The organism is Cellulomonas sp. PhB143 (assembly GCF_003752595.1).
GTDB lineage: Bacteria > Actinomycetota > Actinomycetes > Actinomycetales > Cellulomonadaceae > Paraoerskovia.
In genome coordinates this window covers 296,086-319,076 of the sequence record NZ_RKIJ01000013.1, presented here as the reverse complement: position 1 = coordinate 319,076, position 22,991 = coordinate 296,086, and the positions used below count along the sequence as shown (strand labels likewise).

Below are 22,991 nucleotides of genomic sequence, written 5' to 3'. Positions count from 1 at the left end.
GCATGACGCACGAGAGCCCCGTGCCGCAGGAGGGCGCTGCGCCGCAGGAGGATGTGCGGGTCGACGCCGCGACGGACTTCCCGCCGGCCGAGGACGCGGTCCAGCGCCTGTGGACGCCGCACCGCATGGTGTACATCGGCGGGCAGGACAAGCCTGCCGACGCGACGGCGGGCGAGTGCCCGTTCTGCCGGATCCCGGCGCGCGACGACGAGGACGGCCTCGTGGTCGCGCGCGGGACGACCTGCTTCGTGGTGCTCAACCTCTACCCGTACAACCCGGGGCACCTGCTGGTCTGCCCCTACCGGCACGTGGCCGACTACACGGACCTGACCGCGGCGGAGACCCACGAGCTCGCCCGGCTCACCCAGACCGCGATGCGCGTGGTGCGGGAGGTCTCGGGGCCCGCGGGCTTCAACCTCGGCATGAACCAGGGCGAGGTCGCGGGCGCCGGGATCGCGGCCCACCTGCACCAGCACGTGGTGCCGCGCTGGCTCGGCGACGCGAACTTCCTGCCCGTCGTCGGACAGACGAAGGCGGTGCCGCAGCTGCTCGCCGACACGCGCGCCCGGCTCGCCGCCGCATGGCCTGCCGAGCCTGCCGAGCCTGCCGGGCCTGCCGAGCGGGGGGACGCCTGATGTTCGGCCGCCTGCGCGCCTTCTTCACCTGGCTGTTCACCCCGCTGGGCGCCGCCCTGCTGCGCCTGGGCGTCAGCCCGGACGCGGTGACGATCACCGGCACCCTCGGCGTCGTGGTCAGCGCCCTGTGGCTCTTCCCGACCGGCCACCTGTTCTGGGGGACCATGGCGATCATGGTCTTCGCGTTCTCGGACGTGCTGGACGGGAACATGGCGCGCCAGCGCGGCACGAGCGGGCCGTGGGGCGGGTTCCTCGACTCGACCCTCGACCGCGTCGCGGACGGCGCGGTGTTCGCCGGCGTGCTGCTCTACCTGTGGACGCAGGACGGCGCCTGGGCCGCCTGGGGCGTCGCGTTCGCCCTCGCCTGCCTGGTGCTCGGCGGCGTCGTGCCCTACGCCCGGGCGAAGGCGGAGAGCCTCGGCCTGACGGCGTCCAACGGCATCGCCGGCCGCGCGGACCGGCTCGTCCTGACCCTCGTGGCCGCGGGCCTCGTCGGCCTCGGCGTCTGGTCGGGCCTGCTCGTCGTCGTGCTGGGCCTGCTCGCCGTCGCGAGCCTCGTGACCGTGGTCCAGCGGATGCTCACGGTGCGCCGGCAGATCGACGCCATGGACGACAGGGCCGCCGGCCCCGGAGGCGTCGCCGGATGAGCGTCGACACCGGCGCGTTGTTCACCTTCGCCTGGAAGCACGCCCACCGGGTCCCGCAGCCGCTGCTGCGCGCGGTCTTCGGCACGGTGGCGGACGTGGCCTGGTTGCGCCACGGCGCGGGGGTGCGACGCCTGGAGGCGAACCTCGGGCGCGTGCGCCCCGAGCTGTCGGACCGGGCGCTGCGCCGGCTGAGCCGGGCGGGGATGCGCTCGTACATGCGCTACTACCGCGAGGCCTTCACGCTGCCCGCGTTCACGCCCGAGCAGATCGCGGCCCGGGTGCGGCTCAGCAACGGCGAGGCGCTGCGCGCCCACATCGCGGCGGGCCGCTCGCCCGTGCTCGCGCTCGGGCACCAGGGCAACTGGGACCTCGCGGGCGCCTGGGCCAACCCGCACCTGAGCCCCGTGCTGACGGTCGCGGAGCGCCTCGAGCCCCCCGAGCTGTTCGCGGAGTTCCTGCGCTTCCGGAGCTCGATCGGCATCGAGATCCTCGCGCTGGGGGACGACGACGTCTTCCGCTCGCTCCTGCGGGCCAGCCGGCAGCCGGGGCACATCCTGCCCCTGCTCGCCGACCGCGACCTGGGCGCGAGCGGCATCGAGGTCGACCTCTTCGGCGAGCGCGCCCGCGTGGCCGCCGGCCCGGCGGCGCTCGCGGTGGCGGGCGCCCCGCTGTTCGTCGCGAACATCTACTACGAGCGCCTGCGCGGCGCGCGGCGCCGCGCGGCCGGCTCGCCGTGGGGCCTGGTCGTCGAGATCTCCGACGAGATCGAGGTCGACCGCACGCTGCCGCGCCGGGAGCAGGCGACGGCCGTGACCCAGGCGTGGGTGCGGGCCTACGAGGGGCCGCTGCGCGAGCACCCGCAGGACTGGCACATGCTGCAGCGCGTGTTCGTCGCGGACCTCGACCCGCGCCGGGACGCCGCGGTCCGCGCCGGCGTCGCGGAGGCCGCCGCATGAGGGTGGGTCGACGGCGCGGGCGCCTGCGGGTCGGCATCGTGTGCCCGTACTCGTTCGACGTCCCGGGCGGCGTGCAGTTCCACGTCCGCGACCTCGCGGAGGCGCTGATCGCCGAGGGGCACGAGGTCTCCGTGCTCGCCCCGGCGGACGACGGCGCGGACCTGCCGGACTGGTTCACCACCGTGCCCGGCGCGATCCCGGTGCGCTACAACGGCTCGGTCGCGCGGCTGACCTTCGGGCCGCGCGTCGCCTCGCGCGTGCGCCGCTGGCTCGAGACGGGCGACTTCGACCTCATCCACCTGCACGAGCCCGTCACCCCGAGCCTGAGCATCCTCGCGCTGTGGGCCACGTCGACGCCCGTCGTCGTCACCTGCCACAGCGCGCTCGTGCGCTCGCGCGCCCTGCAGGCGGCGCTGCCGCTCGTGCGCTCGAGCCTGGAGAAGATCGACGGGCGGATCGCCGTCTCGGAGGACGCGCGGCGCACCGTCGTCGACCACCTGGGCGGGGACGCCGTCGTCATCCCCAACGGCGTGTACGTGGACACCTTCGCCCGGGCGCTGCCCGACCCGCGCTGGACGGGCACGCCGCAGGCACCGACCGTCGCGTTCCTCGGGCGCCTCGACGAGCCCCGCAAGGGCCTGCCGGTCCTCACGGCGGCGGTCGGCCAGGTCCTCGCCCAGGTGCCGGGCGCGCGCTTCCTGGTCGCCGGGCGCGGCGACGCCGGTCGGGACGCCGCGATCGAGGCGCTGGGCCCGCACGCCGGGTCCGTGGAGTTCCTCGGGTCGATCACCGACGAGGAGAAGGCCAGCCTGCTCTCCTCCGTGGACCTGTACGTCGCCCCGCAGACGGGCGGCGAGAGCTTCGGGATCGTGCTCGTCGAGGCGATGAGCGCCGGCGCGTGCGTCGTGGCCAGCAACCTCGGTGCCTTCCGCCGGGTGCTGGACGACGGCGCCGCGGGCGCCCTCTTCGAGGTCGGTGACGGCGACGACCTCGCCCGGGCCGTGCTGGCCACCCTGGGCGACCGCGCGGCCCGGGACCGCTACGTCGAGCAGGCCTCGCGCTTCGTGCGGCGGTTCGACTGGTCGACCGTCACCGCCGAGGTCGTCGCGGTCTACGAGACCGTCCTCGCGGCGTCCGACGCGTCCGCGGGCGTGCGGGCCGACCCGACGCTGCGGGGCCGGCTCGGCCTGCGCCGGCGCGCCGAGCCGGAGGTGCTCGGATGAGCATGACGCAGACGGCCGAGACGGTGCTGATGCTCGCGCTCGCCGTGGTCCTCGTGCTCGGCTGGCTCCTGTGGGTCTCGGCCTCGCGCCTCGACCGGCTGCACCGCAAGGTCGTCGCCTCGCGCATCGCGCTCGACGGGCAGCTCGTCCGCCGGGCCTCCGCGGCCGCCGACCTCGCCTCCGCCGGGGTGCTCGATCCCGCGAGCTCGATGCTCGTCGCCGAGTCGGCGGCCGCCGTGGTCCTCGACGACGACCTGGGCGACCGCGAGCTGGCGCTCGCGGTGCCGGACCTCGCTGCGTTCCTGCACGAGCGGTCCGCGGCCGGCGCTCGGGTCGCGGACGGCCCGGGACCGGCCCCGACCGTCCGTGACCGGCTCGCCCAGGGTTTCGACGCCGAGCGCGCGACGGCGGAGAGCGAGCTCTCGGCGACCCTGCGCGAGGCGCTCGGCGGCCCGGACGAGGTCCGCGAGCTGTGCGCCGACCCGCACGCGGATGCGCTGGTCCGGGCGCTCGGGGCCGCCTGGTTCCGGGTCCAGCTCGCGCGCCGCTTCCACAACGAGGCGGTGCTGCGCGCCCAGCACGTGCGGCGGCAGTGGTACGTGCGCCTCTTCCGCGTCGCCGGGCACGCGGCGATGCCGGTGACGGTCGAGCTGGACGACGCGTGGCCCGACGGGCTCGGTGCCGCGTCCGGCGTCGGCCCGCAGGCCTGAGCACGCGCGAGGGGGCCGGGCCGCCGCGCGTAGAATCGACCCGATCGACGCGGCCGCCCGCAGGCGCCGCGAAACCCAGTCAATCGGATGTGAGGTTGCGGTGAGCAGCGAGAACAGCCCCGAGCCCGCGAGCGTCGGCACGGCACGCGTCAAGCGCGGCATGGCCGAGATGCTCAAGGGCGGCGTCATCATGGACGTCGTCAACGCGGAGCAGGCGAAGATCGCCGAGGACGCCGGCGCGGTCGCCGTCATGGCGCTCGAGCGGGTGCCCGCGGACATCCGCGCCCAGGGCGGCGTCTCCCGGATGAGCGATCCCGACATGATCGACGGCATCGTCGAGGCCGTCTCCATCCCGGTGATGGCCAAGGCGCGCATCGGCCACTTCGTCGAGGCGCAGGTCCTGCAGTCGCTCGGCGTCGACTACGTCGACGAGTCCGAGGTGCTGACCCCCGCCGACTACGCGAACCACATCGACAAGTGGTCCTTCACGGTCCCCTTCGTGTGCGGTGCGACGAACCTCGGTGAGGCGCTGCGCCGCATCACCGAGGGCGCCGCGATGATCCGTTCCAAGGGCGAGGCCGGCACGGGCGACGTCTCGAACGCGACGACGCACATGCGCCAGATCCGCCAGCAGCTGGCGCGGCTCGCGTCGCTGCCCGAGGACGAGCTGTACGTCGCGGCCAAGGAGCTCCAGGCCCCGTACGAGCTGGTCAAGGAGGTCGCCGCGACGGGCAAGCTCCCCGTGGTGCTCTTCACCGCCGGCGGCATCGCCACCCCGGCGGACGCCGCGATGATGATGCAGCTCGGTGCGGAGGGCGTGTTCGTCGGCTCCGGCATCTTCAAGTCGGGCAACCCGGCCGAGCGCGCGGCCGCGGTCGTCAAGGCCACGACGTTCTACGACGACCCCGACGTGATCGCCAAGGTCTCGCGCGGGCTCGGCGAGGCCATGGTCGGGATCAACGTCGACGAGATCCCCGAGCCGCACCGCCTCGCCGAGCGCGGCTGGTGACGAGCAGGCACGCATGACCCAGGGCTCCGAGCAGGTGCCCGGGACCCGGCCCGGCCCCGAGGCCGGGCCGGGTCCCGACTGGGTGCGCGGCGCGGACGGGCTGCTGTTCCGGCGCGCCGCGCGCGTCATCCTTCTCGACCCGGACGACCGCGTGCTGCTGGTCCGTGGGCACGACGTCGACCAGCCCGCCCGCAGCTGGTGGTTCACGGTGGGCGGCGGGATCGACGCGGGGGAGAGCGCGCGCGAGGCCGCGCTGCGCGAGGTGCGCGAGGAGACCGGCATCGTCCTCGCCGACGACGCCCTGGTCGGGCCGGTCGTGCGCCGCTCCGCGATCTTCGACTTCTTCGCCGCGCACTGCCGCCAGGACGAGGTGATCTTCCTCGCCCGCGTCGACGCGGCGGCCGCGGCGGCCCTGAACCGCGACGGGTGGACGGACGGGGAGCGCGACGTCCTCGACGAGCTCGCGTGGTGGGACCTGGCCGCGCTGGCGGCCGTCGACATCGAGGTCTTCCCGGTCGGGCTCGCGGAGCTGGTGCGCGGCCTCGTCGGCGGGTGGGACGGCGTCGTCGTCGAGCTCGGCCTCGCCCGGGAATGACCTGTGGCACCTGTGGCACCTGTGACCAGGGGCGGCGACCCGGGGGCCGTCGGGCGCTGACTAGGATGTCCCGGTGATCCCTACCGTCGGAGTCCTCGCCCTGCAGGGAGACGTGCGCGAGCACGTCCGCGCGCTCGAGCGGTCCGGGGCGCGCGCGGTCGGGGTGCGCCGGCCCGCCGAGCTGGCGTCCGTGGACGGCCTGGTCCTGCCGGGCGGGGAGTCGACGACGATCGACAAGCTGCTGCGGATCTTCGAGCTGCGCGACCTGCTGCGCGAGCGCATCGCTGGCGGGCTGCCGGTCTACGGCTCGTGCGCCGGGATGATCCTGCTCGCGGACCGCGTCCTGGACGGCACGGCGGACCAGGAGACCCTCGGCGGGATCGACATGACCGTGCGGCGCAACGCGTTCGGCCGGCAGGTCGACTCCTTCGAGACGCACCTGGACGTCGTCGGCCTCGAGGGCGGCCCGGTCGACGCGACGTTCATCCGTGCGCCGTGGGTGGAGGAGGTCGGCGCCGGCGTCGAGGTCCTCGCCTCGGTCCCGGCCGATGAGGCGGCGGGCGCCGCCGGTAGGATCGTCGCAGTACGTCAAGGAGCTCTGCTCGCCACCTCGTTCCACCCGGAGATCACCGGTGACGCACGGGTGCACGAGCTGTTCGTCACGATGGTGAAGGAGTAAGTCGGGCAATGTCAGGTCACTCCAAGTGGGCTACGACCAAGCACCAGAAGGCCGCGAAGGACGCCAAGCGCGGCAAGCTCTTCGCGAAGCTCATCAAGAACATCGAGGTCGCCGCGCGCACCGGCGGCGGTGACCCCGCGGGGAACCCGACCCTCTTCGACGCCATCCAGAAGGCCAAGAAGACCTCGGTCCCCAACGACAACATCGACCGGGCCGTCAAGCGCGGCTCCGGCCAGGAGGCCGGCGGCGCCGACTACCAGACGATCCTGTACGAGGGCTACGGCAACGGCGGCATCGCCGTGCTCGTCGAGTGCCTGACGGACAACAAGAACCGCGCGGCCGCGGACGTCCGCCTGGCGTTCACCCGCAACGGCGGCCAGCTGGCCGACCCGGGATCGGTGTCCTACCTCTTCTCGCGCAAGGGCGTCGTCGTCGTGCCCAAGGACGGCACGACGGAGGACGACGTGACCGAGGCCGTGCTCGAGGCCGGCGGCGAGGACGTCACCGACCTCGGCGAGGCGTTCGAGGTGCTCTCGGAGGCGACGGACCTGGTCCCGGTGCGCACCGCGCTGCAGGAGGCCGGGATCGACTACGACTCGGCCGACGTCGTCTGGCACCCGTCGATGCAGATCGAGGTCGACGCCGACGGGGCGCGCAACATCCTGCGCCTGATCGACACGCTCGAGGACAGCGACGACGTGCAGAACGTGTACGCGAACTTCGACGCCCCCGACGAGGTCCTGGCCCAGCTCGACGAGGACTGAGCCGCGAGAGCGGGCGCGCGGGGCGCGGGGCCGCGCGCCTGACCGGGCCCTCGCCGGCGGCGTGAGAGCCTGACCGGCGTGCGCGTGCTCGGTGTGGACCCAGGACTGACCCGCTGCGGGATCGGCGTCGTCGACTCGCTGCCGGCGCGGCGCGCCGAGCTCGTCGCGGTCGGGGTGCTGCAGAGCCCCCCGCAGGACAGCGTCGACCTGCGCCTCCTGCGCATCTCCGAGCGCCTCGACGTCTGGCTCGACGAGCACATGCCCGACGTCGTCGCCGTCGAGCGGGTCTTCGCCCAGCACAACGTCGGCACGGTCATGGGCACCGCCCAGGTGGCCGGCCTGGCGATGGTCGCGGCCGCGCGCCGCGGGGTCCCCGTCGCCCTGCACACCCCGAGCGAGGTCAAGGCCGCGGTGACCGGCAGCGGGCGCGCGGGCAAGGAGCAGGTGCAGCGCATGGTCGCCTCGATCCTCGGGCTGGCGGAGCCGCCGCGCCCCGCGGACGCGGCCGACGCGCTCGCGCTCGCGATCTGCCACCTGTGGCGTCCCGCCGGCGCGCTGCAGGGCGGCGAGCGCAACCAGCTCACGCCGGCGCAGCGGGCCTGGGCGGCCGCGGAGCACGCGGCACGCCGGGGTGTGGGCTGAGCCTTGCGCTCGCGCGTGCGGTGCTAGGGTGACGGCCAGTCGTACAGGTGTTCGGTCGGGAGGCTCTGCGTGATCGCGTCGTTGTCCGGGACGGTCGCGTCCGTCTCGCTGGAGGCCGCCGTGCTCGACGTCGGCGGGGTCGGCTATCTGGTGCACGGCACGCCCGCGACGCTCTCGGCGCTGCGCGTGGGCGAGGCGGCCCGGCTGGCGACCTCCCTGGTGGTCCGCGAGGACTCCATGACGCTCTACGGCTTCGCGGACGACGACGAGCGGGCGGTCTTCGAGAAGGTCCAGACCGTCAGCGGCGTCGGCCCACGGCTCGCGCTCGCCATGCTGGCCGTGCACACGCCGGACGCGCTGCGGCGAGCGGTCTCCGGGGAGGACATCGCGGCCCTCGTGCGCGTGCCCGGCATCGGCCGCAAGGGTGCACAGCGCATCGCTCTCGAGCTCGGCGACCGGCTCGGCGCCCCGGGCGCCGTGGCCGGCGAGGCACCGTCCGTGGCGGCCGGCGACCAGCGCGAGCAGGTCGTCGAGGCGCTCGTCGGGCTGGGCTGGACCGCGAAGGTCGCCCAGGACACCGTCGCCGCCGTGCTCGCCGATGCGGGGGAGCAGCCGTTGGCGCCCGACGACGTCGCGGGCACCCTGCGGGCGGCGCTGCGGCTCCTCGGGGCCCACCGTGGCTGAGCACGCCGACGCCGGGTCGGCCGGGCACACCGACGGGACCGGCGACCCGGTCTCCTCGGAGCGGATCGTCGCCCCCGGGGCGGACGACCTGGAGCGCGCGGCGGAGGCGGCGCTGCGCCCGCGCAGCCTCGACGACTTCGTCGGCCAGAAAATCGTGCGCGACCAGCTCTCGCTCGTGCTGCACGCCGCGCTCGGACGCGGCGCGGCACCCGACCACGTGCTGCTCTCCGGCCCGCCGGGGCTGGGCAAGACCACCCTCGCGATGATCATCGCCACGGAGCTCGGCACGTCGCTGCGCGTGACGTCCGGCCCGGCCATCCAGCACGCTGGCGACCTCGCGGCGGTCCTGTCCTCGCTCGAGGAGGGCGAGGTGCTGTTCATCGACGAGATCCACCGCCTCGCCCGGCCCGCGGAGGAGCTGCTGTACGTCGCGATGGAGGACTTCCGGGTCGACGTCGTCGTCGGCAAGGGGGCGGGGGCGAGCGCGATCCCGCTCAGCCTGCCGCCGTTCACCGTCGTGGGCGCCACCACGCGCGCCGGCCTGCTCCCGGCGCCGCTGCGCGACCGGTTCGGCTTCACCGGGCACCTCGACTTCTACGACAGCGAGGACCTGGAGCGCGTCGTGGTGCGCTCCGCCGGGCTGCTCGGCGTACCGCTCGCGCACGCGGCGGCCCACGAGATCGCCGGGCGTTCCCGGGGTACACCGCGTGTGGCGAACCGGTTGCTGCGCCGGGTCCGGGACTGGGCGCAGGTGCGCGGCGACGGCACCCTCGACCTCGCCGCGGCGCGTGCGGCGCTCGAGGTGTACGAGGTCGACCGGCTCGGCCTCGACCGCCTGGACCGCGCGGTGCTGCGGGCGCTGTGCACCCGGTTCGGCGGCGGCCCGGTGGGCCTGTCGACGCTGGCCGTCACGGTGGGGGAGGAGGGCGAGACCGTCGAGACGGTCGCCGAGCCCTACCTCGTGCGCGAGGGGCTCATCGGGCGCACGCCGCGCGGCCGCGTCGCGACGCCCGCCGCGTGGGCGCACCTGGGCCTCGAGCCGCCGTCGGACGGGCTGTTCGCGGCCGTCTGACCGGCTGCGGCCGGGGCGACGGACCAGGCCCTAGACTGGTCGGACCGACGGTGCGGGTGCCCAGGGGCTGCCCCGGGCGCAGACGCTCGTCGACCGAGCCCGTACGTGCGCCTAGACTGCCGCGCAGACTCCACCGCAAAGGACGTGCTACACCCCATGGATCCCACATTCGTGATCTTCGCCGTGCTCGCGATCGGGCTGCTCTTCTTCATGAGCTCGCGCACCCGCAAGCAGCAGCGGACCCAGGCCGACTTCCGCTCGACCCTGACGGAGGGCGTCGAGGTGATGACCGCCTCGGGGATGTTCGGCACGATCGTCGAGATCGACGAGGAGTCCGACGTGATCACGCTCGAGGCCGAGCCGGGCGGCAGCCGCACGCGGTGGCTGCGCGCGGCGATCTCCAAGCGCGTCGACCCGCCCGTGGAGCTCGAGCCGGAGACCGACCCGGAGGACGTGCCCGTCGTGGGCACCGCCGTCGTGGACGCGCCCGTCGTGGACGAGACGGGCCGGCCGGTCGACGAGCAGCGCCTCGACGTCCCGGACGACCTGTCGGGCCTCGAGCCGCAGCCGGGCACCGCCGACCGGGACGACGACGACCCGGACCAGGACCGCAAGAACAGCTGAACGAGCGGTCCCGGGGCGCTGGTGCCCCGGCCGCCTGAACCGTGCTGCCGCCGGGTGGCTCGACGACGAGAAGAGACGGACAGTTGGCCAGCAGCAAGGCACGCACGCGACCCGTTCGCACACTGGTAGTCCTGGGTGTCCTGATCCTCGCGGTCTTCGCGACGATCTTCACCGGGACGCAGGTCGACCCGAAGTCCGACGACAACCCCGGTGGCGCCAGCTGGGCACCGGGGCTGGCGCTCGACCTCGAGGGCGGGACGCAGCTCATCCTCGAGCCCGTCACCGAGCCCGGCTACGAGGTCACCGACGAGGACATCAACCAGTCCATCGCGGTGATCCGCCAGCGCATCGACTCCTCGGGCGTCTCGGAGGCCGAGATCACCCGGCAGGGCGACAAGAACATCGTCGTCGGAATCCCGGGTGACGTCAGCGACGAGACGATCCAGCTGATCGTCACCCCGGCGCAGATGAACTTCCGTCCGGTGCTCCAGGTCGGCAGCCCGGTGCCGGCGTCCGCCGCGCCGACGGCGGAGCCCACCGAGGGCGCGACCGACGCCCCCGCCGCCACGGACGGGGCGAGCGAGGCGCCGTCGGACGGTGCCACGGAGCAGTCGAACCAGCTCTCGGACGGTGCCGGCGCGAAGGTGGCGAGCGCGGCCGAGGCGGCCGCCGCCACCGCCGAGGGCAAGGACGCCGCGACGCAGGCCGCCACGGCCGACCCCGCGGACGGCGAGACGGCCGCGCCGGCCGACGGCGCCACGACCGCGCCGTCGGACGACGCGACGGCCCCCGCCGACGGCTCGAAGGCCGCCGACCCGAGCGACCTGAGCCAGATCACGCCCGAGGTGCAGAAGGAGTTCGACGCGCTCAGCTGCGTCGACGACACCGACGAGTCGCTCGGCAAGACCGACGACCCGGACTCCGTCCTGGTCACGTGCGCCGACGACGGCACGGCGAAGTACATCCTCGGGCCGGTGGAGATCGCCGGCACGGAGATCGACAGCGCGACGTCCGGCATCCGCCAGCAGAACGGCGCCTCGACCGGCGAGTACGTGGTGAACATCAAGTTCACGTCGAAGGGCACCGAGGAGTTCGCCGACTCGACGCAGCGCCTGTACGGGCTCCCCGCGCCGCAGAACGCGTTCGCCATGGTGCTCGACGGGAAGGTCATCTCCGCGCCGACGGTCAACGAGCCGATCCCCAACGGCCAGGCGGAGATCTCCGGGAACTTCACCCGCGACACGTCCGCGACGCTCGCGAACCAGCTGAACTTCGGCGCCCTCCCCCTGACGTTCGACGTGCAGAGCCAGGAGAAGATCTCGGCGACGCTCGGCGCGGACCAGCTCGAGAAGGGCCTGATCGCCGGCCTCATCGGCCTGCTGCTCGTCGCGATCTACTCGCTCTTCCAGTACCGGGCCCTCGGCCTCGTGACCCTGGCGTCCCTGATGGTGGCCAGCGTGATCACCTACGGCGTCATCACGCTGCTGTCGTGGACGCAGGGCTACCGGCTCTCGCTGCCCGGCGTCGCGGGGCTCATCGTGGCCATCGGCATCACCGCCGACTCCTTCATCGTCTACTTCGAGCGCATCCGTGACGAGCTGCGCGACGGGCGGGGCCTGGTCGGCGCGGTCGAGCGCGGCTGGGACCGGGCGCGGCGCACGATCGTCGCCTCCGACACGGTGAACTTCCTCGCGGCCGCGATCCTCTACCTCCTCGCCGTGGGCGGGGTGCGCGGGTTCGCGTTCACCCTGGGGCTGACGACGATCGTCGACCTGGTGGTCGTGTTCATGTTCACCCACCCGGTGATGCAGCTGCTCGCCCGGACGAAGTTCTTCGGCGAGGGGCACCGCGGCTCGGGCCTGGACCCGCGCCGGCTCGGGGTCAGCGCCCCGCGCTACGCGGGACGCGGCCGGGTCTCGCGACCCGCCGGCGCCCCGGACGTGGCGGACGCCGGCCCGGCGGCCGCCGAGGACGCTCCTGCGGGCACGCAGGGCGCCACGACGCGCCGAACGCCGGTCCCGGCGGGCGTCGGAGCGAGCGCACCCGACGGGACGCGGATGACCATCGCCGACCGTCGCGCGGCGGCTCGCAGGGCTGAGGCGGCGTCCGCGGCGGACGCCGTCCAGGACGCCCCGCAGGACGACGCGCCGACCGAGGACGGGCCCCCGGAACGGCCCGACGGGCCCGCCACCGGACCGGACCAGACCGCGACGAACGAGGAGAAGCACTGATGGCCAGCGGATTCTCCCAGTGGGGGAACGACCTCTACACCGGCCGCCGCTCGTACGGGATCGTCCGGCACCGGCGCGCGTTCTTCGTCGCGTCGGCGATCGCGGTGCTGCTGTCCGTGCTCGTCGTCGGGTTCAAGGGCTTCGACCTCGGGATCGAGTTCCGCGGCGGCTCGCAGTTCGTCGTCTCCGACGTCAGCGACACCGACGAGCAGATCGCGCTCGACGCCGTCGCGGGCGTCGCGCCCGACGAGGTGCCCCGCGTCTCGTCGCTCGGGTCCGACGCCGTGCGCGTGCAGACGGAGAAGCTCGACACCCACGAGGTCACCGAGGTCACCTCCGCGCTGGCCGACGGCTACGGCGTGGACGAGGCGGAGGTCGGCTACTCCTACATCGGCCCGTCCTGGGGACAGGACGTCTCCAGCTCCGCCCTGCGCGCGCTGGTGATCTTCCTCGCGTTCGTCGCGGTCGTGATGTCGCTGTACTTCCGCAGCTGGCGCATGGCGGCCTCCGCGCTCGTCGCGCTCTTCCACGACGTGATCATCACCGCGGGCGTCTACGCGCTGATCGGCTGGGAGGTCACGCCCGCCACGGTGATCGGGTTCCTGACGATCCTCGGCTACTCGGTGTACGACACGGTGGTCGTCTTCGACAAGGTGCGCGAGAACACCAAGGGCATCCTGGACCAGACCCGGTCCACGTACGCCGAACGGGCGAACCTGGCGATCAACCAGACGCTCGTCCGCTCGATCAACACGTCCGTCGTGGCGCTCCTGCCGGTCGCGTCGATCCTGTTCATCGGCGCGTTCGTGCTCGGCGCGGGGACGCTGCGGGACATCGCGCTCGCCCTGTTCATCGGCATCATCGTCGGCGCCTACTCGTCGATCTACATCGCGACGCCGTTCGAGGTGATGCTCCGCGAGCGCGAGCCGAAGATCTCGGCGCACACCGCGAAGGTGACGGCCGCGCGCGAGAAGGCGGCGCAGGCCTCCGGCGCGGACGACCAGGACGCCGCGCTGGCCGCCGCGGGAGCCACGGGCGGGGCGCAGCTGGTCCCGGGCTCCCACCAGGGCAACAAGGCCCAGCCGCGGCGCCGCCGCCGATGAGCCTCGAGCCCAGGGACGTCGAGCGGCTCGGCCTGTCGCCCGAGCGGGCGGCGCAGGTCGCGGCCCTCGTGCGGGCGGTGCCCGACTACCCCGAGCCCGGCGTCCTGTTCCAGGACATCACCCCGCTGCTGGCGGACGGGGGCGCGCTCGCCGACGTCGTGCGCACCTGCGCGCAGAGCGTCGCGGGCCGGCACGTCGACGTCGTGGTGGGCATGGAGGCGCGCGGGTTCCTGCTGGGCGCCCCGCTGGCGATCGAGCTCGGCGTGGGGTTCGTGCCGCTGCGCAAGGCGGGCAAGCTCCCGCCGCCCACCGAGCGCGTCACCTACGACCTCGAGTACGGCACGGCGGAGCTCGAGGTCCGCTCGGCGACGATCCCGCGGGGCTCGCACGCCGTCGTGATCGACGACGTCCTGGCCACCGGCGGGACGGCGGCCGCGGCCCTCGAGCTCGTCGAGCGCTGCGGCGCGGAGGTCGTCGACGTCCAGTTCCTGCTCGAGCTGGACGGGCTCGGCGGGCGGGCCCGCCTCGACGGTCGCCGGCTGACCTCCCTGTGGGGGGTCCCGGCGTAGGATGACTGCACTCCGGCGGGGCGGTCCCGCCGGGTGCGGGACCCGCACGGTTCGCGGCACGTCGGCGAGCCAGGCGGACCGGGAGCGTCCACGGCCTGTCGTCCGCCGGCCGGCCCGGGGACGGCCCCCACCGGCGACCGAGGAGGCCACATGAGCGACGACACCCGGACCAGCGGGGCCCAGGGCTCCAAGGTGCGCTCACGCCTCGTGCGGTTCGCGAGCCGACCGCAGGGCACCCCGGCGCTGGAGCCGCTGCTCCAGGCGGTGCGCACCAACCACCCGAAGGCCGACCTGTCGGGGATCGAGCGCGCCTACCGGACGGCGGAGAAGGCGCACCGCGGCCAGATGCGCAAGAGCGGCGACCCGTACATCACCCACCCGGTGGCCGTCGCGACGATCCTCGCGGAGCTGGGGATGACGCCGTCGACCCTCGCGGCCGCGCTGCTGCACGACACGGTCGAGGACACCGACTACTCGCTGGACCGGCTGCGCGCCGAGTACGGCGACGAGATCGCGATGCTGGTCGACGGGGTGACCAAGCTGGACAAGGTGCAGTACGGGGACGCCGCACAGGCGGAGACCGTGCGCAAGATGGTCGTCGCGATGGCCCGCGACATCCGCGTCCTGGTGATCAAGCTCGCCGACCGGCTGCACAACGCCCGCACGTGGAAGTTCGTCCCGGCGGCCTCCGCGCAGCGCAAGGCCCGCGAGACCCTCGAGATCTACGCGCCCCTGGCCCACCGGCTCGGGATGAACACCATCAAGTGGGAGCTCGAGGACCTGTCCTTCGCGACGCTGTACCCGAAGGTCTACGACGAGATCGTCCACCTCGTCACGGAGCGGGCCCCGGCCCGCGAGGAGTACCTCGCGGTGGTGCGCTCGCAGGTCACCTCCGACCTGCGCTCGGCGAAGATCAAGGCGACCGTCACGGGGCGCCCGAAGCACTACTACTCGATCTACCAGAAGATGATCGTGCGCGGCCACGACTTCGCGGAGATCTACGACCTCGTCGGCGTGCGGGTCCTGGTGGACTCGGTGCGCGACTGCTACGCGGCGCTCGGCGCGCTGCACGCGCGGTGGAACCCGGTCCCCGGCCGGTTCAAGGACTACATCGCGATGCCGAAGTTCAACATGTACCAGTCGCTGCACACCACGGTGATCGGTCCCGGCGGAAAGCCGGTCGAGATCCAGCTGCGCACCCACGACATGCACCGGCGGGCCGAGTACGGCGTCGCCGCGCACTGGAAGTACAAGGAGGCCGCGAAGTCGGCCGGCGGCGCCGGCGGGGACGGCGCCGACATGCAGTGGCTGCGCCAGCTCGTCGACTGGCAGCGCGAGACGGCGGACCCGGGCGAGTTCCTGGACTCGCTGCGCTTCGAGATCGGCGGCGGGGAGGTCTACGTCTTCACGCCCAAGGGCGACGTCATGGCGCTGCCCGCGGGGTCCACGCCGGTGGACTTCTCCTACGCGGTGCACACCGAGGTCGGGCACCGCACCATGGGCGCGCGGGTCAACGGCAGGCTCGTCCCGCTCGACTCGACGCTCGAGAACGGCGACGTCGTCGAGGTGCTGACCTCCCGCTCGGAGAACGCGGGGCCGAGCCGGGACTGGCTCGCGTTCGTCAAGAGCCCCCGCGCGCGCAACAAGATCCGCCAGTGGTTCTCCAAGGAGCGGCGCGAGGAGGCCGTCGAGGTCGGCAAGGAGAACCTCGTCAAGGCGATGCGCAAGCAGAACCTGCCGATCCAGCGTCTCCTGTCGCACGAGTCGCTGCTCGCGCTCGCCAACGAGATGCGCTACTCGGACGTCACCGCGCTGTACGCGGCGATCGGCGAGGGCCAGACGTCGGCGGCCAACGTCGTCACGAAGCTCGTGCACTCCATCGGCGGCGACGACGCGACCGTCGAGGACGTCGCGGAGGTGGCGCGGCCGGGGGAGACCGCGCGCCGGGTGCGCACCGGCGACCAGGGCGTCGTGGTCAAGGGGGTCGACGACGTCTGGGTGAAGCTCGCGAAGTGCTGCACGCCGGTCCCGGGCGACGAGATCATCGGCTTCGTCACCCGCGGCAGCGGCGTGAGCGTGCACCGGGCGGACTGTCAGAACGTCGAGGGGCTGCGCAGCCAGCCGGAGCGGTTCGTCGACGTGTCCTGGTCCACGAGCGCGAACACCATGTTCCTCGTGCAGATCCAGGTCGAGGCGCTCGACCGCTCGCGGCTGCTCTCGGACGTGACGCGCGTGCTGTCCGACTACCACGTGAACATCCTGTCGGCGGCCGTGTCCACGTCGAACGACCGCGTCGCCGTCTCCCGCTTCGTCTTCGAGATGGCCGAGCCCGGGCACCTCGCCCAGGTGCTCAAGGGGGTCCGCAAGATCGAGGGCGTGTTCGACGTCTACCGCATCACCGGGTCGCGCGCCGCGGAGCACCCGAGGCTGCCGGCCTGACAGCCGGCGCGACGGGTGGGAGCATCGCTGCCATGGACCTGCCCGTGATGCCGCCCGTGCGCCCGATGCTCGCCAAGGCCGTCTCGGGCGTCCCCCACGCGGGCACGGCCGGAGGGCTCGTGTACGAGCCGAAGTGGGACGGCTTCCGCTGCCTCGCGTTCCGCGACGGCGCGGAGGTCCTGCTGGCGAGCCGCAGCGGCAAGCCCCTGGACCGTTACTTCCCGGACGTCGTCGACGCGGTGCGCGAGGCGCTGCCCGAGCGCTGCGTCGTCGACGGGGAGATCGTCGTCGCCCTGGACGCGCGCCTGGAGTTCGAGCTGCTGTCCCAGCGGGTGCACCCCGCCGCGTCCCGCGTCGAGCGCCTCGCGCGCGAGACCCCCGCGGCCCTGGTCGTCTTCGACGTCCTGGCGCTCGGGGACGACGACGTCAGCGCACTTCCCCAGTCGCGGCGCCACGAGATCCTCGACGGGCTCGGTCTGGCCGGGCCGCTGGTGCACGCCACGCGCCGCACCCGGGACGCCGACACGGCGCGCGAGTGGTTCGCGTCGTTCGAGGGCGCGGGGCTCGACGGCATCGTGGCCAAGCCCCTCGACGCCCCGTACCAGCAGGGCCGGCGCGCGATGCTCAAGGTCAAGCACGAGCGCACCGCGGAAGTGGTGCTGGCGGGCTACCGGCCGCACAAGGACTCGATACCGGAGGCGCCGCTCGTGGGCTCGCTCCTGCTCGGGCTGTACGACGACGCGGGGACGCTGCAGTTCGTGGGCGCGGCGTCGTCGTTCACGGCGGCGCGGCGGGCGGAGCTCGCCCGCGAGCTCGCGCCCCTGGAGGTCACCTCCGGTCACCCGTGGCTGACGGAGGGCACCGGTGGCGGGGGTGACGCCGCCGGCGAGGCGCACCGGGCGCCGGGGGCGCAGTCGCGCTGGACGGGCGGCAAGGACCTGTCGTTCGTGGCGCTCGAGCCCACGCAGGTGCTCGAGGTGGCCTACGACCACATGGAGGGCACGCGGTTCCGGCACACCGTCCAGCTGCGCCGCGTCCGCGGGGACCGCGAGCCGGAGAGCTGCCGGTTCGACCAGCTCGAGGAGCCCGTGTCCTACGACCTGGCCGAGCTGCTGCCCGGGGCGCCCGGGGCGGCCTGACCGGCGGCGCGGTCGGAGCGCGCGGGTCTCAGGGCTTCTTCGCGCGGCTGGGCTGCACCCGGCTCGGCTCGCCGGGCATCTTCGGGTACTCGGGCGGGTAGGGCAGGTCGCCCAGGTCGTGGTCGCGCTCGTCCTTCGCCGCGAGCTCGAGGAGCGCGTCGAGCGAGCCCGCCGCGTCGGAGGCACCTCCCGCGGAGGCGCCCGCGAAGAGGTCGCCGACGTCCGCGAACCGCGCCGCGAACGTGCCGACCGTGAAGTCGTCGGGGGAGACCTCCCCGACCTCCGACCAGCGCAGGGGAGCGGAGACGGTGGCCCGGCCGTTGGGGCGCACCGAGTACGCGGAGGCCATGGTCCGGTCGCGCGCCATCTGGTTGTAGTCGACGAAGATCTTCTCGCCGCGCTCCTCCTTCCACCACGCCGTCGTGACGCGGCCGGGGTTGCGGCGCTCGAGCTCGCGGCCGAACGCGATCGTCGCGCGGCGCGCAGTGGTGAAGTCCCAGCGCGGCTCGACGGGGGCGAAGACGTGCAGGCCGCGGCCGCCGGACGTCTTGGGGAAGCCCGTGAGGCCGACCTCCTCGAGGAGCCCGCGCACGTCGTCGGCCAGCCGGGCGGCGTCCGCGTACCCGGTGCCCGGCTGCGGGTCGAGGTCGATGCGGAGCTGGTCGGGCCGCTCGACGTCGTCCCGGCGCACGGGCCACGGGTGGAACGTGATGGTCCCGAGGTTGGCGGCCCAGGCGACGACGGCGAGCTCGGTGGGCGCGACCTCGTCGGCCGAGCGGCCGCTCGGGAAGGCGATGGTCGCCGTCTCGACGTAGTCCGGTGCGCCGCGCGGGAGGCGCTTCTGGAAGAACGCGTCACCCGTGCTGTCGGTGCGGGTGCTCAGGCGAAAGCCCTCGAGGACGCCCTTCGGCCAGCGCTCGAGAGTGGTCGGCCGCTCGCGCAGGGCGGCGAGGATCCCCTCGCCCACGTCCACGTAGTGCTGCACGACGTCCAGCTTCGTCAGGCCGGGACCCGGGAAGACCACCCGGTCCGGGCTCGAGACCCGCACCGTGCGGCCCGCGACGTCGAGCTCGACCGGAGGGGTCTTGGCTGCCATGGGATCACGCTAGGGCAGGTCCGGGCGCCGGGCGAGCCGCGGAGGCCGCCTCGAGCACGCGCCGCGCCGTCCGGCGCCCGTGCCACCGCGGCCGCAGCTCGAGCGCCCGGCGCACGCCCGAGACGTCCAGGTCGCACACCCGGCACAGCCGCACCACCAGGGCCGCGGCGCGCTCCACCTCGGCGTCCGACGGCCGCGCGGGCCCCGGCCCGCCCCTCGACCCGTGTCCGGGTGCGGCAGGCCCGCGGCCCGGCGCGGTCGCGACGTCGAGCGCGGTGCGCAGGACGCTGGTGACGCGGATCCCGCCGAGCAGCACGTGCTCGTTCCCCAGGAGCAGCGCGCGCCGCACCGAGCGGTCCTCCCCGGAGACCGGCAGGTGCGCGGCGGCCGGCGCGACCAGCTCGACGTGCCGGGGCGCCCCGCCGCCGGCGTGCACCCAGGCGGCCGCCTCCCCGCCGAGGACCGTGCCGGGCAGCACGAGGTCCGCCAGCGTCGTCGCGCGCACCGTGCGGTCCACGGGGCGCGACCGGGGGACCGCGACGCCGTCCCGGACCGGCCGCAGCGCGCCCTCGCGCAGCAGGACCTGGAAGGCGACGGCGCCGCCGACGTCCGCGGGGCGCACCACGCCCGGCAGCGGCCCCGCGTCGGCGCACGGCTGGCGGAGCCACTCGGTGAGCGTCGGGCCGGGATGCGGGTCTCGCGTGACGGGCATGGTGCCCACCCTGACGCAGCACCGCCCGTCGCCACCAGGGCGACGGGCGGTGCTGTGGACGGATCAGCCGCGCGAGTCCTGCGCGGCCCTGACGATCTGCTCCAGCCACGAACGGCGCGCCTCGAGCGCCGCGGTGGCCTCCGCGACCCGGCGCTCGTCGCCCGCCGCCTGCGCCGCCGACAGGTCCGCCTCGAGCTCGGCGATCGCCGACTCCAGCTGCGCGGCGGCGCCCTCCGCCCGCGCCTGCTGCTCAGGGTTCTTGCGCGACCACTGCGCGTCCTCGGCGTCCCGGACGGCCTTCTCGACCGCCCGCAGGCGCCCCTCGACGCGCTGCAGGTCGCCGCGCGGCACCTTGCCCGCCTCCTCCCAGCGGTCCTGGATGTCGCGCAGCGTGTTCTTCGCGGTCGCCAGGTCGGTGACCGGCACGAGCGCCTCGGCCTGGGTGAGCAGCTCCTCCTTGACCACGAGGTTCTCGCCGTACGCAGCGTCGATCTCCGCGTTCGCAGCGTCGCGCGCATGGAAGAACTCGTCCTGCGCCGCGCGGAACCGCGCCCACAGCGCGTCGTCGTCCTTGCGGTTCGCCCGCCCGGCGGCCTTCCACCGTGCCATGAGGTCCCGGTACGTGCCGGCGGTGGGGCCCCAGTCCGTGCTCGAGGCGATCCGCTCGGCCTCGGCGACGATCTCCTCCTTGGTGCTCTTCGCCGACGCGTTGCGCTGCTCGAGCTCGGCGAAGAAGTGCCGGCGCTCGCGGTCGAAGGCCGTGCGGGCGTGGCTGAAGCGCTTCCAGAGCGACTCCTCGCTGCTCCGGTCGATGCGCGGCCCCGACCGCTGGGCCTCCTTCCAGCCGTCGAGCAGGGCGCGCAGCTCCTCGCCCGCGGGGCGCCACTGCATGCGCTCGGGGTCCGTGGCGGCGATGCGCTCGGCGGCCTCGACGATCTGGGTGCGCGACGCCACCGCCGCGGCCTTCGCCGCCGCGCGCTCGGCGGCGATCTGCTCGCGCCGGCCCGCGGCGGTCGCGGACAGGCGCTCCACCTGCTCGCGCAGCGCGTCGAGGTCGCCGACGGCGGCCGGCTCGGCCGTCTCCTCCTGGAGCTTGGCGAGGGTCGCGTCGATCTCCTTGACGGTCAGGTCCGTGCTCGCCAGGCGCGCCTCGAAGAGGGCGACCTTGGCGTGCAGGTCGAGGTAGCGCCGCACGTACAGCGCCATCGCCTCGTCCGCGCCGACGCCGGGGAACTGGCCCACGGACCGCTCGCCGGCGGCCTCGCGGACGTACACCGTGCCGTCATCGTCGACCCGCCCGAACGCGACGGCGGCCTTCGTGGCGGCGGCCTCGTCGGGTACCACCGGGTGCACGTCGCCGGCGGGCGCCGCGGGCGCTCCGGCGGCGGCCGCGCCGGGGCGGGGTGCGCCCGGGCGGGGCGCGCGCGGGACCGCGGCGGGGGTCGGGACGGGGCGCGGGCGGGGTACCGGCGTCGGGGCGGGGGCGGCCTTCGAGGTGTCGGCCGGGGTCGCCGAAGCCTCGGGGATCTCGGTCGGGGCCTCAGGGGCCGGGGCCTCGGGCGACCCCGTGCCGGCCTCGGGCGCCTGCGCCTCCGGTGCGACGGCCGGAGTCGCTCCGGTGTCCGGCGAGCCCGGCTGTGCCTCGGTGGGCTGTGCCTCGGTGGGCCGCGCCTCGCTCGACTGCGTCTCGGCGAGCGGCGTCTCGGCAGCCCCGTCCGCGTCCTGCGCCTCGGGCGTCGGGTTCTCGGTGCTCTCGCTCACTGGACTTCTGCTCCTTCGATGGTGACCGGGGTGGCTGGGGGCCCGTCCGACGTCCCGTCCGCCGTCCCTGCGTCAGCGACAGCCCGGACGGTGTCCAGGCCAGAGGTGATCGTGCCGAACACTGTGTACCCGCCGCCGTCGGTGGGCAATTCGGTGTCCTCGTAGACGAGGAAGAACTGGGAGCCCATCGAGTCGGGCGTCGACGCGCGCGCCATCGCCACCGTCCCGGCGGGGTAGACGCCGTCGGCGGGCGCGTTCTCGATCGGGCCGAACGTGTAGCCGGGGCCGCCCGTGCCCGTGCCGGTCGGGTCGCCGCACTGCAGCACGTAGATACCGGACGTCGTCAGGCGGTGGCAGTCGGTGCCGTCGTAGAACCCGCGGCCGGCGAGGTCGACGAAGTTCGCGACGGCCTGGGGAGCCGCGGCGCCGTCCAGCGTCAGCCCGATCGTCCCGGCCGACGTCGTCAGCGTCGCGTCCCGGTCGCGACCCTCGGCGAGCGCCGGGTCGGGGGCGGCGGTGCCGGCGGGCCGGGGCGTGGCGGCGGCCGAGGAGGCCGAGCTGGTGGGTGCGCCCGTCGTGCCCGACCCGGGGTCGTCGTCGAGGACCACGGCGGCGGCGACGATCCCGCCGAGCACGACGAGGGCGGCCGCGAGCCCCGCGACGGACCAGCGCCGGCGGCGCACCGCGGCCTTCTGGGCACGGCGGTGCGCGTACTTCTCTTGCTGGCGGCGCGCCCTCTCGCGCTCGCGCTGGGCCCTGGTGGCCAATCCGTCTCCTCGGTGCGTCCTCGCGGTGCAGCGGCGCGCGCGGGGGCGTGCCGTCGTCGTGCACAGGGGCCGGTGGGCTCCCTGATCGCGCACAGTCTAGGTGCACGGGTGCGGCCCGCACCGGGGTCGGCGCGCGGCGGGGCCGCACCGGCGCGAGCGCAGCCGGCGACCGCTAGCCTCGGCGCGTGACCCACGAGACGCGAGGCGAGCAGAGCCCGGACCCGTCGGCCCCGCCGTTGCGCGTCGAGGCGGTGGTCTCCCCGGTCTTCGGTGCGGTGTGCCGGGTGCTGGGCGGGGCCGACGGCGGCCCGTGCGTCATCGTCGACCCCGGCGTCGCCGTCGCCGGCGGGGTGCGCGCCGCGGTGGCGGCCCACGGGTGGCGGCCGCTCGCCGTCCTCGCCACCCACGGGCACGTGGACCACACGTTCGACGCGGCGGAGCTCGCCGACGGGTACGGGGTGGCGCTGCGCCTGCACCGCGCGGACGCCTACCGCGTGGAGGACCCCTTCGGGACGATCGAGGGACCGGTCCCCGGTGTGCTGAGCGCCGCGCTGCGCGCGGGCGGCGCGGACCCGGCGGCCTACCGCGTCCCGCGCCGCGTCGAGCCGTTCGGCGGGGGCCCGGGCGGCGGGGACGGCGCCGCGACGGGGCCCGGCCCCGCCGACGGGCTCGGGCTGCGCGCGGTGCACGCCCCCGGGCACACCGAGGGGTCGACGCTGTACGTCGGCGGCGGGCTCGCGCTGACCGGGGACGTGCTGTTCGCCGGGACCGTGGGGCGCACCGACCTGCCCGGCGGCGACGCCGACGCGATGCGCCGGACCCTGCGCGACGTCGTCGGGCGTCTCGGGGACGACGTCGTCGTGCTCCCCGGGCACGGCCCGTCGACGACCATGGCCCGCGAGCGCGCGGCCAATCCCTTCCTGCGGGTCTGACG

The 22,991-nt window shown here is 74.7% G+C and carries 23 protein-coding genes; 19 read left to right on the top strand and 4 right to left on the bottom strand.

What is annotated here, in order from left to right; translation table 11 throughout:
• Window positions 1–2 precede the first annotated feature (2 nt).
• From EDF32_RS11650 to EDF32_RS11565, 18 genes are all read left to right on the top strand, one after another.
• Window positions 3–635 carry an HIT domain-containing protein gene (locus tag EDF32_RS11650; RefSeq protein ID WP_123308695.1) on the top strand — a complete coding sequence of 211 codons (633 nt, stop codon included), beginning with the start codon at window positions 3–5 and terminating at the stop codon, window positions 633–635.
• Entirely contained in the window at window positions 635–1,282 is a 648-nt protein-coding gene (gene pgsA / locus EDF32_RS11645) for a phosphatidylinositol phosphate synthase (RefSeq protein ID WP_123308694.1), read from the top strand. The genes EDF32_RS11650 and pgsA overlap by 1 nt, the downstream gene beginning before the upstream one ends.
• On the top strand, window positions 1,279–2,238 hold the full coding sequence (locus EDF32_RS11640; RefSeq protein WP_123308693.1) for a phosphatidylinositol mannoside acyltransferase: 960 nt from the start codon (window positions 1,279–1,281) through the stop codon (window positions 2,236–2,238). The genes pgsA and EDF32_RS11640 overlap by 4 nt, the downstream gene beginning before the upstream one ends.
• On the top strand, window positions 2,235–3,461 hold the full coding sequence (locus EDF32_RS11635; protein ID WP_123308692.1) for a glycosyltransferase family 4 protein: 1,227 nt from the start codon (window positions 2,235–2,237) through the stop codon (window positions 3,459–3,461). The genes EDF32_RS11640 and EDF32_RS11635 overlap by 4 nt, the downstream gene beginning before the upstream one ends.
• The gene (locus EDF32_RS11630) at window positions 3,458–4,171 is read left to right on the top strand and encodes a hypothetical protein (RefSeq protein WP_123308691.1); all 714 of its coding nucleotides are present in this window, start codon (window positions 3,458–3,460) and stop codon (window positions 4,169–4,171) included. Before EDF32_RS11635 ends, EDF32_RS11630 begins: the two co-directional genes overlap by 4 nt.
• A 100-nt stretch (window positions 4,172–4,271) precedes the next feature.
• Window positions 4,272–5,180: a pyridoxal 5'-phosphate synthase lyase subunit PdxS gene (pdxS, locus tag EDF32_RS11625; protein WP_123308690.1), complete on the top strand. Its 909-nt coding sequence runs from the start codon at window positions 4,272–4,274 to the stop codon at window positions 5,178–5,180.
• Between the two features lie 13 nt (window positions 5,181–5,193).
• Complete coding sequence (locus tag EDF32_RS11620; protein ID WP_123308689.1) at window positions 5,194–5,775, top strand: NUDIX hydrolase; 582 nt, start codon at window positions 5,194–5,196, stop codon at window positions 5,773–5,775.
• Between the two features lie 73 nt (window positions 5,776–5,848).
• Complete coding sequence (gene pdxT, locus EDF32_RS11615) at window positions 5,849–6,454, top strand: pyridoxal 5'-phosphate synthase glutaminase subunit PdxT (RefSeq protein ID WP_305037914.1); 606 nt, start codon at window positions 5,849–5,851, stop codon at window positions 6,452–6,454.
• A gap of 8 nt (window positions 6,455–6,462) precedes the next feature.
• Complete coding sequence (locus tag EDF32_RS11610) at window positions 6,463–7,218, top strand: YebC/PmpR family DNA-binding transcriptional regulator (RefSeq protein WP_123308688.1); 756 nt, start codon at window positions 6,463–6,465, stop codon at window positions 7,216–7,218.
• Between the two features lie 78 nt (window positions 7,219–7,296).
• Window positions 7,297–7,860 (top strand): crossover junction endodeoxyribonuclease RuvC, encoded by a 564-nt coding sequence (ruvC, locus tag EDF32_RS11605; protein ID WP_123308687.1) that lies wholly within the window; start codon window positions 7,297–7,299, stop codon window positions 7,858–7,860.
• Window positions 7,861–7,929: 69 nt separating this feature from the next.
• A complete protein-coding gene (gene ruvA / locus EDF32_RS11600; RefSeq protein WP_123308686.1) occupies window positions 7,930–8,544 on the top strand; it encodes a Holliday junction branch migration protein RuvA in 615 nt (204 codons plus the stop codon).
• Between the two features lie 64 nt (window positions 8,545–8,608).
• Complete coding sequence (gene ruvB, locus EDF32_RS11595; protein WP_233565886.1) at window positions 8,609–9,616, top strand: Holliday junction branch migration DNA helicase RuvB; 1,008 nt, start codon at window positions 8,609–8,611, stop codon at window positions 9,614–9,616.
• Window positions 9,617–9,772: 156 nt separating this feature from the next.
• Window positions 9,773–10,240, top strand: a complete 468-nt coding sequence (gene yajC, locus EDF32_RS11590) for a preprotein translocase subunit YajC (RefSeq protein WP_123308684.1) — start codon at window positions 9,773–9,775, stop codon at window positions 10,238–10,240.
• A gap of 83 nt (window positions 10,241–10,323) precedes the next feature.
• Window positions 10,324–12,471, top strand: a complete 2,148-nt coding sequence (gene secD / locus EDF32_RS11585; RefSeq protein WP_123308683.1) for a protein translocase subunit SecD — start codon at window positions 10,324–10,326, stop codon at window positions 12,469–12,471.
• Complete coding sequence (gene secF / locus EDF32_RS11580; protein WP_123308682.1) at window positions 12,471–13,574, top strand: protein translocase subunit SecF; 1,104 nt, start codon at window positions 12,471–12,473, stop codon at window positions 13,572–13,574. Before secD ends, secF begins: the two co-directional genes overlap by 1 nt.
• The gene (locus EDF32_RS11575; protein ID WP_123308681.1) at window positions 13,571–14,143 is read left to right on the top strand and encodes an adenine phosphoribosyltransferase; all 573 of its coding nucleotides are present in this window, start codon (window positions 13,571–13,573) and stop codon (window positions 14,141–14,143) included. Before secF ends, EDF32_RS11575 begins: the two co-directional genes overlap by 4 nt.
• A gap of 150 nt (window positions 14,144–14,293) precedes the next feature.
• Window positions 14,294–16,582: a bifunctional (p)ppGpp synthetase/guanosine-3',5'-bis(diphosphate) 3'-pyrophosphohydrolase gene (locus EDF32_RS11570; protein ID WP_123308680.1), complete on the top strand. Its 2,289-nt coding sequence runs from the start codon at window positions 14,294–14,296 to the stop codon at window positions 16,580–16,582.
• Window positions 16,583–16,614: 32 nt separating this feature from the next.
• Window positions 16,615–17,721, top strand: coding sequence for an ATP-dependent DNA ligase (locus EDF32_RS11565; protein ID WP_123308679.1), 1,107 nt, complete (start codon window positions 16,615–16,617; stop codon window positions 17,719–17,721).
• Window positions 17,722–17,749: 28 nt separating this feature from the next.
• Here the strand turns inward: EDF32_RS11565 and EDF32_RS11560 are convergent, their stop codons facing one another.
• The 4 genes from EDF32_RS11560 to EDF32_RS11545 form a co-directional block, all read right to left on the bottom strand.
• Window positions 17,750–18,817, bottom strand: coding sequence for a DNA polymerase domain-containing protein (locus EDF32_RS11560; RefSeq protein WP_123308678.1), 1,068 nt, complete (start codon window positions 18,815–18,817; stop codon window positions 17,750–17,752).
• Between the two features lie 4 nt (window positions 18,818–18,821).
• On the bottom strand, window positions 18,822–19,529 hold the full coding sequence (locus EDF32_RS11555; protein ID WP_148061598.1) for a hypothetical protein: 708 nt from the start codon (window positions 19,527–19,529) through the stop codon (window positions 18,822–18,824).
• Window positions 19,530–19,592: 63 nt separating this feature from the next.
• On the bottom strand, window positions 19,593–21,290 hold the full coding sequence (locus tag EDF32_RS11550; protein WP_123308676.1) for a DUF349 domain-containing protein: 1,698 nt from the start codon (window positions 21,288–21,290) through the stop codon (window positions 19,593–19,595).
• Complete coding sequence (locus EDF32_RS11545; protein ID WP_123308675.1) at window positions 21,287–22,057, bottom strand: peptidylprolyl isomerase; 771 nt, start codon at window positions 22,055–22,057, stop codon at window positions 21,287–21,289. The genes EDF32_RS11550 and EDF32_RS11545 overlap by 4 nt, the downstream gene beginning before the upstream one ends.
• Window positions 22,058–22,242: 185 nt before the next feature.
• Here EDF32_RS11545 and EDF32_RS11540 point away from each other — a divergent pair, with 185 nt between their 5' ends.
• On the top strand, window positions 22,243–22,989 hold the full coding sequence (locus tag EDF32_RS11540) for an MBL fold metallo-hydrolase (protein ID WP_233565877.1): 747 nt from the start codon (window positions 22,243–22,245) through the stop codon (window positions 22,987–22,989).
• Window positions 22,990–22,991: the final 2 nt, after the last annotated feature.